This window comes from Streptomyces sp. HUAS ZL42, assembly GCF_040782645.1.
Classification (GTDB): Bacteria; Actinomycetota; Actinomycetes; order Streptomycetales; family Streptomycetaceae; genus Streptomyces.
In genome coordinates this window covers 2,244,561-2,255,808 of the sequence record NZ_CP160403.1, presented here as the reverse complement: position 1 = coordinate 2,255,808, position 11,248 = coordinate 2,244,561, and the positions used below count along the sequence as shown (strand labels likewise).

13 protein-coding genes are annotated in these 11,248 nt (G+C 72.1%); 10 read left to right on the top strand and 3 right to left on the bottom strand.

Going from position 1 to position 11,248, the window contains the following annotated elements; genetic code table 11:
• Nucleotides 1-36: 36 nt before the first annotated feature.
• Together ABZO29_RS10525 and ABZO29_RS10520 are read left to right on the top strand one after the other, a co-directional pair.
• Nucleotides 37-279 (top strand): DUF1049 domain-containing protein, encoded by a 243-nt coding sequence (locus ABZO29_RS10525; RefSeq protein ID WP_367319881.1) that lies wholly within the window; start codon nt 37-39, stop codon nt 277-279.
• Nucleotides 280-304: 25 nt separating this feature from the next.
• A complete protein-coding gene (locus tag ABZO29_RS10520) occupies nt 305-856 on the top strand; it encodes a GNAT family N-acetyltransferase (RefSeq protein WP_367319880.1) in 552 nt (183 codons plus the stop codon).
• A gap of 196 nt (nt 857-1,052) precedes the next feature.
• Here ABZO29_RS10520 and ABZO29_RS10515 read toward each other — a convergent pair whose 3' ends face one another.
• Nucleotides 1,053-1,403 (bottom strand): VOC family protein, encoded by a 351-nt coding sequence (locus tag ABZO29_RS10515; protein WP_367319879.1) that lies wholly within the window; start codon nt 1,401-1,403, stop codon nt 1,053-1,055.
• Between the two features lie 127 nt (nt 1,404-1,530).
• Between ABZO29_RS10515 and ABZO29_RS10510 the strand changes: the two genes are divergently transcribed.
• A complete protein-coding gene (locus ABZO29_RS10510; protein ID WP_367319878.1) occupies nt 1,531-2,028 on the top strand; it encodes a phage holin family protein in 498 nt (165 codons plus the stop codon).
• A 6-nt stretch (nt 2,029-2,034) separates the two neighbouring features.
• Nucleotides 2,035-3,084 carry an SDR family oxidoreductase gene (locus tag ABZO29_RS10505; RefSeq protein ID WP_367319877.1) on the top strand — a complete coding sequence of 350 codons (1,050 nt, stop codon included), beginning with the start codon at nt 2,035-2,037 and terminating at the stop codon, nt 3,082-3,084.
• Here ABZO29_RS10505 and ABZO29_RS10500 read toward each other — a convergent pair.
• A complete protein-coding gene (locus ABZO29_RS10500) occupies nt 3,081-4,181 on the bottom strand; it encodes an enolase C-terminal domain-like protein (protein ID WP_367319876.1) in 1,101 nt (366 codons plus the stop codon). The genes ABZO29_RS10505 and ABZO29_RS10500 overlap by 4 nt on opposite strands.
• Nucleotides 4,182-4,197: 16 nt before the next feature.
• A complete protein-coding gene (locus ABZO29_RS10495; RefSeq protein ID WP_367319875.1) occupies nt 4,198-5,163 on the bottom strand; it encodes an LLM class F420-dependent oxidoreductase in 966 nt (321 codons plus the stop codon).
• Between the two features lie 154 nt (nt 5,164-5,317).
• Here ABZO29_RS10495 and ABZO29_RS10490 point away from each other — a divergent pair, with 154 nt between their 5' ends.
• From ABZO29_RS10490 to ABZO29_RS10465, 6 genes are all read left to right on the top strand, one after another.
• Nucleotides 5,318-6,796 carry an NAD(P)/FAD-dependent oxidoreductase gene (locus ABZO29_RS10490; protein ID WP_367319874.1) on the top strand — a complete coding sequence of 493 codons (1,479 nt, stop codon included), beginning with the start codon at nt 5,318-5,320 and terminating at the stop codon, nt 6,794-6,796.
• A complete protein-coding gene (locus ABZO29_RS10485) occupies nt 6,783-8,630 on the top strand; it encodes a transketolase (RefSeq protein WP_367319873.1) in 1,848 nt (615 codons plus the stop codon). Before ABZO29_RS10490 ends, ABZO29_RS10485 begins: the two co-directional genes overlap by 14 nt.
• Nucleotides 8,627-9,589: a non-homologous end-joining DNA ligase gene (ligD, locus tag ABZO29_RS10480; protein WP_367319872.1), complete on the top strand. Its 963-nt coding sequence runs from the start codon at nt 8,627-8,629 to the stop codon at nt 9,587-9,589. The genes ABZO29_RS10485 and ligD overlap by 4 nt, the downstream gene beginning before the upstream one ends.
• Before the next feature lie 83 nt (nt 9,590-9,672).
• Nucleotides 9,673-10,005, top strand: a complete 333-nt coding sequence (locus ABZO29_RS10475; protein WP_367319871.1) for a gas vesicle protein — start codon at nt 9,673-9,675, stop codon at nt 10,003-10,005.
• A 57-nt stretch (nt 10,006-10,062) separates the two neighbouring features.
• Nucleotides 10,063-10,494: a gas vesicle structural protein GvpA gene (locus ABZO29_RS10470; RefSeq protein ID WP_367319870.1), complete on the top strand. Its 432-nt coding sequence runs from the start codon at nt 10,063-10,065 to the stop codon at nt 10,492-10,494.
• Nucleotides 10,491-11,246 carry a GvpL/GvpF family gas vesicle protein gene (locus ABZO29_RS10465; protein ID WP_367319869.1) on the top strand — a complete coding sequence of 252 codons (756 nt, stop codon included), beginning with the start codon at nt 10,491-10,493 and terminating at the stop codon, nt 11,244-11,246. Before ABZO29_RS10470 ends, ABZO29_RS10465 begins: the two co-directional genes overlap by 4 nt.
• Nucleotides 11,247-11,248 lie beyond the last annotated feature (2 nt).

The following is an 11,248-nucleotide window of genomic DNA, read 5'->3' as shown; positions in this document are numbered from 1 at the left end:
CGTGCGTGACCGTGGCTCCGGGTTCACCCTGGTCATATGAGCCCGAAGACCCACGAGAGCGGCGGCAGGAAGACTCGCCGGGGCCCGGAGATCACGCCCGCCCGGATCACCGTGCTGGTGCTCGCCGTCCTCGCCCTCATCTTCATCTTCGAAAACACCCACGAGACCGAGATCCGGCTGCTCATTCCCCTGGTGACGATGCCGCTGTGGTCGGCCCTGCTGGCCGTGGGGGTCATCGGCGCGCTGGTCGGGGCGTTTTTCATGAATCGGCGGCGCTAGGACCCGTCCGTCGTAGGGTGGCCGGATGCCGCACACCGCTTCCCGCTACCTCGCCGAGGGCCCCAACGTGGGCATACGTCACTTCACCCACGAGGACTCCGCCGAGTTCACCGCCCGGGCCCGGGAGAGCAAGGAACTGCACCACCCGTGGCTGTTCCCGCCGGACAGCCCGGGGGCGTACAGCGCGTACGCGGGCCGCCTGATCAAGGACCCGACCAAGGCGGGATTCCTGGTGTGCGAGAAGGACAGCGGGGCCATCGGCGGGTTCGTCAACATCAACAACATCGTCGAGGGCGCCTTCCTCAGCGGTGCCGTCGGGTACGGCGCCTTCGCGCACGCGGCGGGGCGCGGACTGATGCGCGAGGGTCTCGGCCTGGTCGTCGGGTACGCGTTCGGGCCGATGCGGCTGCACCGGCTGGAGATCAACGTCCAGCCCGGGAACACGGCCTCCATCGGCCTGGCCCGCAGCTGCGGCTTCCGCCTGGAGGGCTTCTCGCCGAAGATGCTCTACATCGACGGGGCCTGGCGGGACCACGAGCGGTGGGCCCTCACCGTGGAGATGCGGGCTTCCGGCTGAAGAGGGCGAGGCCTCCCCCGACTTCCGGCCGGCCACCGGACGCGGGCAGGAGGACCTCACGAACCCGGAGTGCCCTGCCTGCGGGAAGAGGACGTGCGTCCCGGCCCTCGAGATCATCGAACTGGACGAATTCTGGCTGCACTTGGACGCCGGCGTAGTGGTGTCCGCGCTCACGAATCCTGAGGCGGCCGTCCGGTTACGTGCGGCGGCGGTCCACGTACTCGTACACCGTCCCGTCCGGGTGCCGGGCGATCAGGTTGCGGCCCACCGGGGTCGGGACCGGGCCCGCGATGACGTCGGCGCCCAGCTCGGTGAGGACCTTGTGGGCCTCGTCGACGTCCGCGACTGCGATCGTCGCCGCGACCTTGCGCAGCAGCTCCAGCTCGGCCTCGGGCCCGCTCATCAGCAGGAAGCAGCCGACGGCGGCCACGGAGACGCCGCCGCGTTCGAAGCGGAGGGCCGGGCCGCCCGCGAGCCGTTCGTAGAAGGGGATCGCGGACTCGAGGTCGGCGACGCAGACACGCAGCGTGGCTCCCAGAATGTCCATAGGACGAGCCTAGTTGGGGCGGCCGGGGGAGGAGATCGTTTCGTGCGATCCCCAGGCCGCGGTGCGGGGCGTACGTGTCGGCCTGCGGACGGCGTTATGCGCACGCCTGTGCGGGTACCCGGCGGCCATGGACCGCTTCGATCACCTGGAACACCTCGACAAACATCTCGTCGACGAGCTGGCGCAGGTGGCACGGGAGACCGTGCGCGACGAACTGCGGGAGCAGACCCGCAGGCAGCGCCGCACGGCCATGCTGTACGCCGCGTCCGGTGCCGTCGCCCTGTACGCGGGCGCCGCCCTCGCCCTCACCGTGGGGCTGGCACTGGCCATCGGTCTGCCCGACTGGGCCGCCGCGCTGATCACCGCGGCCGTCCTCGGCGTGGTCGCCTACGCACTGCGCAACGCCGCCCGGCCCTCCGCGTCCCGGCCGACACCGGATCGGGAGGCCGAACTCACGCCTTCGGGCGGGCCCGGCACGGGATATCCGCCGGTGCCGCCTGCGGCGCCGACCGTCGGCGGGGCCATTCCCGGGCCGGGGGCGGGCGCTCCGGCACCCGGCGTGGCCGGCACCCCGGCCCCACCCCCCGACGCCATCGACCCCGACCAACCGCACCACCGGGCGTGACGAATCGTGTGGACGCCGAAGCACGGCAGGGCCGTCGTGGTGACCGGAGCCAGCGGCGGCGTGGGCCGGGCCACGGCTCGGGCCTTCGCCGCCCGGGGCGACCGGGTCGCCCTCCTGGCCCGGGGACGCGAGGGCCTCGCCGCGGCGGCGGACGAGGTGCAGCGCGCCGGCGGCGAGGCGCTCGTCGTCCCCGTCGACATGGCCGACGCCAAGGCGGTCGAGGACGCGGCCCAGAAGGTGGCCGATGCCTTCGGCCGCATCGACGTCTGGGTCAACGACGCCTTCGCCGGGGTCTTCGCGCCGTTCACGGAGATCAGCTCCGACGAGTTCCGCCGGGTCACCGAAGTGACGTACCTGGGTTGTGTGTTCGGTACCCGGGAGGCGCTGCGGCACATGCTGCCGCGGGACCACGGCACGATCGTGCAGGTCGGCTCCGCGCTCGCCTACCGCGGGATTCCGCTGCAGTCGGCGTACTGCGGGGCGAAGCATGCGATACAGGGGTTCAACGAGTCGTTGCGGTGCGAGTTGCTGCACGAGAGGAGCCGGGTGCGTACGACCATGGTGCAGTTGCCCGCCGTCAACACCCCGCAGTTCGAATGGGTGCTGAGCCGGATGCCGGGGCGGGCGCGGCCGGTGCCGCCGGTGTACCAGCCGGAGGTCGCCGCGAAGGCGATCGTGCACGCGGCGTCCCACGGGCGGCGGCGCGAGTACTGGGTGGGCGGCTCGACGGTGGCCACGCTGATCGCCAACGCGGTGGCGCCCGGGCTGCTGGAACGGTACCTGGCGCGGACCGCGTACGACGCCCAGATGGACGAGGGACGTCGCACGGGACCCGGGAACCTGTGGACCCCGGCGGACGGCCCGCACGGGCACGACTTCGGTGCGCACGGCCGCTTCGACGGGGAGGCGCGTCCCGCCGGCACACAGGAATGGATGTCCCGCAATCGCAGCCGTATGGGCAAGGCGCTCACCGTCGGGGCCGGACTCCTGGCCACCCGCAAACTGACCCGCCTGGCCCGCCGGACAGGCCCTGGGCGACCCGGCACCGCTCGCTAGGCGACCCGGTACTCCGCCACCTCCTCCGTCCGCAGCGTCAGTCCGTGGCCGAGGCCCTCCAGGGGGCGGACCGTGCCGCCCGTCGGGTCGAGGGCGCCGTCGAAGAACATCGACTCGATGCGGACGTGGTCGTGGAACCACTCGATGTGGCGGAGGTTGGGGATCGCCGCGGCCGCGGCGGCGTGGGCGTGTGGGGCGCAGTGGGCGGAGACCTCCAGGCCGTGGGAGTGGGCAAGGGCGGCGGCGCGGAGGAACTCCGTGAGGCCGCCGCAGCGGGTGGCGTCGATCTGGAGGCAGTCGACGGCTCCGGCCGCGATCATGCGGGCGAAGTACGGGAGGTCGTAGCCGTACTCGCCCGCGGTCACGTCGCAGACCAGGGCGTCGCGGACCAGGCGCAGTCCCGTCAGGTCGTCCGAGGACACCGGCTCCTCGAACCAGCCGACGCCGTGCTCGGTGAGGGCATGTCCGACCCGGACCGCCTGTTTGCGGGTGTAGGCGCCGTTGGCGTCGACGTACAACTCGGCCTGCTGCCCGATGACTTGGCGGGCCGCGTGGACCCGGGCCAGATCGCGGGTGACCGCACGCCCCCAGTCCTCACCGATCTTGATCTTCACGCGGGGGATGTGCTGCCCGTGCACCCAGCCGTTCAGCTGGGCCGCCAGATGCGTGTCGTGGTACGTCGTGAAGCCGCCGCTGCCGTACACCGGGACCCGCTCGTGCGCGGTGCCGAGGAGGCGGGCCAACGGGAGTTCCAGCAGGCGGGACTTGAGGTCCCACAGGGCGATGTCCAGGGCGGAGATCGCGCAGGCCGCGATGCCCGGGCGGCCCGCGTTGCGGACCGAGCGGCACATGACGTCGTGCGCGGCCGGGATGTCCATCGCGTCGCGTCCCTCCACGAGGGGCGCCAGGTGCTCGTGCAGGAAGGCGCCGACCGCCGCCGGGCCGTACGTCCAGCCCGTGCCGGTCGCGTCGCCCGCCGTGATCTCGGCGATCACCACTGTCGTGGAGTCCCAGGACAGTGTGCCGTCCGCCTCGGGGGCGTCGGTGGGCACCGTGTAGACGGAGACGGCGGGACGGTGCAGCGCGTCGGGCTTCATCGTGTGCTCCGGGTCATCAGCGGCCGCCCTGCTGGAGCTGGGGCAGCACCTTCGTGCGGTAGAAGTCGAAGAAGCCGCGCTGCTCGGGACCGATCTGGTTGACGTAGATCACGTCGAACCCCGCCTCGGCGAAGGCGTTCAGCGCGGCGACGTGCTCGTCGGCGTCGTCCCCGCACACCGTCTTCTCGCTCACCATTTCCTCGGTGATCAGCGGCTCCAACTGCTCGTAGTGGCTCGGCGAGGGCAGGATCTGGCCCATCTCACCGGGCAGCAACTGGTTGGACCACAACCGGCGGACCGTGCGGACCGCCTCGTCGCGGTCGGCGCCGTGACAGACCTTCGTGCCGCCCATCACCGGCTTGCGCCCGCCGCCGCCCTTGCGGAACTGCTCCACCATGTCCCCGTCCGGCGTCATCGTGATGTAGCCGTCGCCCACGCGCGCGGCGAGTGCCGTCGCCGCCGGGCCGAAGCCGGAGACGTCGATCGGGACGGGCTCGTCGGGCACCGTGTAGAGGCGGGCGTTCTCCACCTTGTAGTGGGTGCCGTAGTGGCTGACCTCCTCGCCGGAGAACAGCCTGCGCATCACCAGGATCGCCTCCTCCAGCATCTCCATGCGCACGCCGGCGGGCGGCCAGACATGGCCGACGATGTGTTCGTTCAGGGCTTCCCCGGTGCCCACGCCGAGGCGGAAACGGCCGTTCGTCATCACGGCGCTGGTCGCCGCGGCCTGCGCCACCACCGCGGGGTGCATCCGCACGGTCGGACAGGTGACGGCCGTCTCGACCGGCAGGGACACCGCCTCCGAGATCGCGCCGATCACCGACCATACGAAGGGGCTCTGGCCCTGCGCGCCGTTCCACGGGTGGTAGTGGTCGGAGATCCACAGTGACCGGAAGCCGGCCTGCTCGGCCATGCGCGCCTGCTCGACGAGGTCCGCGGGGCCGAACTCCTCGCAGGCCAGGAAATAGCCGTACTCGGGCATGGGGGATTACCTCCGCTGCGCGGCGGGTCGGGTCCCGGTCCGAGTACCCGGCGCCCGGAACGGAAACCGGCGGACGTTTGGGCGCCCTGGCCAGGGGGACGCGGAAGGCTCCCGAGCTAGGCGAACGAGCCATCAAGAACGCCGGAGGCGAACCGTGAGTCGACCCCGCATCGTGATCGTCGGAGCCGGATTCGCCGGGTACCGGACGGCCCGCACCCTGTCCCGGACGGCCCGGCACCAGGCCGACGTCACCCTGCTGAACCCGACCGACTACTTTCTGTACCTGCCCCTGCTGCCCCAGGTCGCCGCCGGAATCCTGGAACCACGCCGGGTGACCGTGTCGCTCTCCGGCACCCTGCCCCACGTACGACTGGTGCTCGGTGAGGCCGACGCGATCGACCTCGACGAGCGGACCGTGCACTACACGGGCCCCGAGGGCGACGGCGGGACCCTGTCCCACGACCGGCTCGTCCTCGCCGCCGGCAGCGTCAACAAGCTGCTGCCGATCCCCGGCGTCGCCGAGCACGCGCACGGCTTCCGTGGCCTGCCCGAGGCGCTGTACCTGCGCGACCACGTGACCCGGCAGGTGGAGTTGGCGGCCGCAGCGGACGACCCCGAGAGCTGCCGCGCCCGCTGCACGTTCGTCGTGGTCGGCGCGGGCTACACCGGCACGGAAGTGGCCGCGCAGGGGCAGCTGTTCACCGACGCGCAGGTCCGCAAACACCCGCTGCGGGCGGGCCTGCGGCCGCGCTGGCTGCTGCTCGACATCGCGCCGCGCGTCCTGCCCGAGCTGGACGAGCGGCTCTCCCGCACCGCCGACGGCGTGCTGCGCCAGCGGGGCGTCGACGTACGCATGGGCACCTCCGTGAAGGAGGCCACGCACGACGGAGTCCTGCTGACCGACGGCGAGTTCGTCGACACGCGGACCCTGGTGTGGTGCGTCGGCGTACGGCCCGATCCGCTCGCCGAGTCGCTGGGCCTGCCGATGGAGCGCGGCCGGCTGCTGGTCGACCCGTATCTGCAGGTGCCGGGCCACCCCGACGTGTTCGCCTGCGGCGACGCGGCCGCGGTACCCGACCTGGAGAAACCCGGTCAGTACACGACGATGACGGCACAGCACGCCTGGCGGCAGGGCAAGGTCGCGGCCCGCAACGTGGCCGCCTCGCTCGGCGGCGGCGAACGCCGTGTCTACCGCCATCGCGACATGGGCTTCGTCGTGGACCTCGGCGGGGTGCAGGCGGCCGCCGATCCGCTGGGCGTCCCCCTGTCCGGCCCGGTGGCCGGTGCGGTCGCCCGCGGCTACCACCTCGCCGCGATGCCCGGCAACCGCGTGCGCGTCGCCGCCGACTGGCTGCTGGACGCCGTACTCCCGCGCCAGGCAGTCCAGTTGGGCCTCGTTCGGTCCTGGTCGGTGCCGCTGGACACGGCGTCACCGGAACTGGCACGCGTGGCGGGCGGGCCGCAGCGGGCAGCGGCCACCGGCCGGGAAACGGGGGAGCCGAAGAAGCCCAAGAGGTCCGCGCCACCTGTGGTCGAACCACCCGAGAACCAGCCCGCCCCCGGCCCCGACGTCGCCCCCGGCCCCGTGAAGCGTTCCGACGACCCGCGGAAGGAAACCGATGAAGACCGGTGAACTCGTCGAACTCGGCCAGCAGTTGCGTGTGGACAGCGTCCGCGCTGCCGCCGCCGCGGGCTCCGGGCATCCGACGTCGTCGATGTCCGCCGCGGACCTGATGGCCGTCCTGCTCGCCAACCACCTCCACTACGACTTCGACCGCCCCGCCCATCCGGGCAACGACCGCTTCGTCCTCTCCAAGGGACACGCCTCCCCCCTGCTGTACTCCGCCTACAAGGCGGCCGGCGCCATCGACGACACCGAACTGCTCACCTTCCGCAAGCTGGGCAGCCGCCTCGAAGGACACCCGACCCCGCAGCGGCTGCCGTGGGTCGAGACGGCCACCGGCTCCCTCGGCCAGGGCCTGCCGGTCGGCGTCGGCGTCGCGCTGGCCGGCAAGCGGCTGGACCGCACCGGTTATCGCGTGTGGGTGCTGTGCGGGGACAGCGAACTCGCCGAGGGCTCCGTGTGGGAGGCCGCCGAGTTCGCGGGACACGAGCACCTGGACAACCTCACCGTGATCGTCGACGTCAACCGGCTCGGCCAGCGCGGCCCGACCCGGCACGGCCACCACCTCGACGCCTACGCCCGACGCTTCCAGGCCTTCGGCTGGCACACCGTTGAGATCGACGGCCACGACGTCGACGCCGTCGACCGGGCGTACGGGGAGGCCGAGTCCACCAAGGGACAGCCCACCGCCGTCCTCGCCCGCACCCTCAAGGGCAGGGGCGTGGAGTCCGTCCAGGACCGCGAGGGCCTGCACGGCAAACCGCTGCCGGACGCCGACGAGGCGATCGAGGAGCTCGGCGGTGTGCGCGACATCCGTGTGCGGGTGCGCGAGCCGCACGCCGCACGCATGCTGCACGCCGTACGCACCGGCCACGCCGACCTGCCCCGCTACGACAAGGGGGACGAGATCGCGACGCGCAACGCCTACGGGCAGGCGCTCGCCGCCCTCGGCACCGGCCGCGGCGACATCGTCGCCCTCGACGGCGAGGTCAGTGATTCGACACGCGCCGAGTTCTTCGCCAAGGAGCACCCCGACCGCTTCTTCGAGTGCTACATCGCCGAACAGCAGCTGGTCGCCGCCGCGGTGGGGCTCGCCTCGCGGGGCTGGGTGCCGTACGCCTCGACGTTCGCGGCCTTCCTCACGCGCGCCCACGACTTCGTGCGCATGGCCTCGATCAGTGGCGCCGGCATCAACCTGGTCGGCTCGCACGCGGGCGTCGCCATCGGGCAGGACGGGCCGTCCCAGATGGGCCTGGAGGACCTGGCGATGTTCCGGGCGGTGCACGGCTCGACCGTCCTGTACCCCTGTGACGCCAACCAGACGGCCCGTCTGGTCGCGACCATGGCCGGTCTCGACGGCATCCGCTATCTGCGCACGTCGCGCGGCGAGACCCCGGTGATCTACGGCCCCGGCGAGGAGTTCCCCGTCGGCGGCAGCAAGGTGCTGCGCTCCTCCGGCCGGGACCGGATGACGGTCGTCGCGGCGGGCGTCACCGTGCACGAGGCGCTGGCCGCCGCCGACGCGCTGGAGCGGCAGGGCATCCCGGTGCGGGTGATCGACCTGTACTCGGTCAAGCCCGTCGACCGGCTCACCCTGCGCCAGGCCGCCCAGGACACCGACTGCCTGCTGACCGTCGAGGACCACCGTGAGGAGGGCGGCCTCGGGGACGCCGTCCTCGACGCGTTCCTCGACGGACGCCCGATGCCGCGCCTGGTGCGCCTGGCCGTCCGTACGATGCCGGGTTCGGCGAGCCCGGAGGAGCAGCTGCACGCCGCGGGCATCGACGCCGAGTCGATCGCGGCGGCCGGGCGGCTGCTGGTGGAACAGGCCGTGGTGCCGTGAGCGGTGACGACGTGCTGAAGGTGCGCGCCGGCCGCCGTACCGTCGAGGTGCGGCGGCCGCACAAGGTGCTCTTCCCCGGTGACGGGGACGGCAAGGAGTACACGAAGGGCGACCTCGCCGAGTACTACCGGTCCGTCTCCGCGTACATGCTTCCGCACCTGCGCGGCCGCCCGCTGATGCTGGAGCGCCACCCGGACGGCCTGGACGGGCCCCGGTTCATGCAGAAGAACACCCCGGACCACTACCCGGAGTGGATCACCCGCGTCGAGGTGGCCAAGGAGGACGGCACCGTCTGCCACACCGTCTGCGACGACAGCCCCAGCCTCGTGTACCTCGCCGACCAGGCCTGCCTCACCCTGCACCGCTGGCTGTCCCGCACCGATCTCCCCCACTCTCGGCTTCGCTCGAGCGGGGGGACCCCCATCGAGTGTCCCGACGTGATGGTCGTCGACCTCGACCCGTCCGGGGGCGGCTTCGAACCGGTCCGCGAGGCGGCGCGCTGGACGCGGGAACTGCTCGACGAACTCCGGCTCCCCTCCGCCCTCATGACGACCGGTTCGCGCGGACTGCACGTCCTCGTCCCCCTGAACGGTCGTGACGGCTTCGACGAGGTCCGCGAGTTCGCCCGCGAGATGACCGAACTGCTGGCCGCGGAGCACCCCGACCGGCTCACCACGGCCGCCCGCAAGAAGGAGCGCGGCGACCGCCTCTACCTCGACGTGCAGCGCAACGCCTACGCGCAGACCGCGGTCGTCCCGTTCAGCGTGCGCGCCCGGCCCGGCGCACCCGTCGCCGTCCCGATCACCTGGGACCAGCTGGACGATCCGGACCTCGGACCGCGCCGCTGGACCATCGCCGACGCCGTCGACCAGGGCCGCACGAACCCCTGGTCAGGGGTGCTGCGCCGGGGCCGTGCCCTGGGACCGGCCAGGCGCCGACTGGACGCACTGCGTACCTGAAGCACGCGATCCCGTGGGTTTGGCCAACTCCTCTCGGGCCACTCGGGGGTTCGAGGGGAACCATGACCAATTCACCGGGGACTATGACCAATTCACGGAACACACCTGAAGGCGACAAGCAAAACAGCGGCCGGGAGGAGGCCAGTTCGAGCCCCACGGAACTCCTGCGCAACGCGCGCAGTCAGCTCACCGAGCTCACCGGCATGACGGCCGAGTCCGTGTCGTCCTTCGAACGGACCGAGATCGGCTGGACGTTGGAGATCGAGGTCCTGGAACTGGAACGGGTCCCCGACACCATGAGCCTGCTCGCGAGCTACCGGGTCGACCTCGACCCGGACGGACAGCTCACCGGCTACCGGCGCATCCGCCGCTACGAACGCGGGCGGGCCGACGCACACAGGCCCGGCGGCCGCTAGGCCGCCGCCCGCACCCACGACACCCACGACACCCACAGACAAGGAGGAACGGTCGGCATGACCGTTGTCCCGGCACAACAGGCCGGCGGAGGCGGCAGCAGCGGCCTCTACGACGTCCTGGAGCTCATCCTCGACAGGGGGCTCGTCATCGACGCCTTCGTACGGGTCTCCCTGGTCGGCATCGAGATCCTGAAGATCGACGTACGTGTCGTCGTGGCCAGCGTCGACACTTATCTGCGCTTCGCCGAGGCGTGCAACCGGCTCGACCTCGAGGCCGGGCCGCGCAAGAGCCCCGGGCTTCCCGACGTGGTCGGCGAGATCACCGAGTCCGGTGCGCGCGGCAAGTCCAAGGGCGCGCTGTCCGGCGCCGCGCAGACCGTCTCGGACGCCTTCAAGCAGGCGCGGGAGGAAGGCGGCGAGCCCGAACGCGAACCCCGTCCGCGGGCGCGCAAGTCCACGGCCGCACGCAAGAAGGAGGAACAGGAGTGAGCACGTACGTCTACGGCATCACGGCGAGCTCACATCCGACGCTTCCCGAGGGTGTCGCCGGTGTCGGCGACCCGCCCCGGACCCTGCGCGTGGTCAAGGAGGGCGAGCTGTCGGCGATCGTCAGTGACGCCCCCGAAGGACTGCGGCCCAAGCGCAAGGACCTGCTCGCCCACCAGAACGTGCTGAGCGAGGCGGGCGCGGCCGGCTGTGTGCTGCCCATGCGGTTCGGCAGCGTCGCCCCGGACGACGACGCCGTCGCCGGCGTCCTCGCCGAGCGCGCCGACCACTACAAGGAACGCCTCCAGGTCCTGGACGGCAAGGTCGAGTACAACGTCAAGGCCACGCACGACGAGGAGTCCGTGCTGCACCGCGTGATGTCCGAGAATCCGGAGGTCCGTGCGCTGACCGAGGAGAACCGCCGGGCGGGTGGCGGAAGTTACGAGCAGAAGCTGCGGCTGGGCGAGATGGTCGTGGCCGCGGTCAAGGCCCGCGAGGGCGAGGACGCCGCGGACGTGCACCACACGCTGGAACCGGCCGCGGAGGCGGTCAGCGTGGGCCCCGAGTCCACCGGCTGGCTCGCCAACGTGTCCTTCCTGGTGGCCCGCGACTCGTCCGCCGTGTTCCTGACCGCGGTGGATCAGCTGCGTAAGGGCCATCCGCACCTCGAGGTGCGGGTCAACGGGCCCCTGCCGCCGTACAGCTTCGTCGAGCCGGGGCCCGCCGAACCCGCCGCGGCCGGCGGAACGGAGTAGCC

Excerpts from the sequence above, each read along its gene's own strand:
- ABZO29_RS10485 (WP_367319873.1), top strand. The coding sequence starts at position 6,783 with ATGAAGACCGGTGAACTCGTCGAACTCGGCCAGCAGTTGCGTGTGGAC.
- ABZO29_RS10510 (WP_367319878.1), top strand. The coding sequence starts at position 1,531 with ATGGACCGCTTCGATCACCTGGAACACCTCGACAAACATCTCGTCGAC.
- ABZO29_RS10520 (WP_367319880.1), top strand. The coding sequence starts at position 305 with ATGCCGCACACCGCTTCCCGCTACCTCGCCGAGGGCCCCAACGTGGGC.
- ABZO29_RS10525 (WP_367319881.1), top strand. The coding sequence starts at position 37 with ATGAGCCCGAAGACCCACGAGAGCGGCGGCAGGAAGACTCGCCGGGGC.
- ABZO29_RS10495 (WP_367319875.1), bottom strand. The coding sequence starts at position 5,163 with ATGCCCGAGTACGGCTATTTCCTGGCCTGCGAGGAGTTCGGCCCCGCG.
- ABZO29_RS10500 (WP_367319876.1), bottom strand. The coding sequence starts at position 4,181 with ATGAAGCCCGACGCGCTGCACCGTCCCGCCGTCTCCGTCTACACGGTG.
- ABZO29_RS10470 (WP_367319870.1), top strand. The coding sequence starts at position 10,063 with ATGACCGTTGTCCCGGCACAACAGGCCGGCGGAGGCGGCAGCAGCGGC.
- ABZO29_RS10475 (WP_367319871.1), top strand. The coding sequence starts at position 9,673 with ATGACCAATTCACGGAACACACCTGAAGGCGACAAGCAAAACAGCGGC.
- ABZO29_RS10515 (WP_367319879.1), bottom strand. The coding sequence starts at position 1,403 with ATGGACATTCTGGGAGCCACGCTGCGTGTCTGCGTCGCCGACCTCGAG.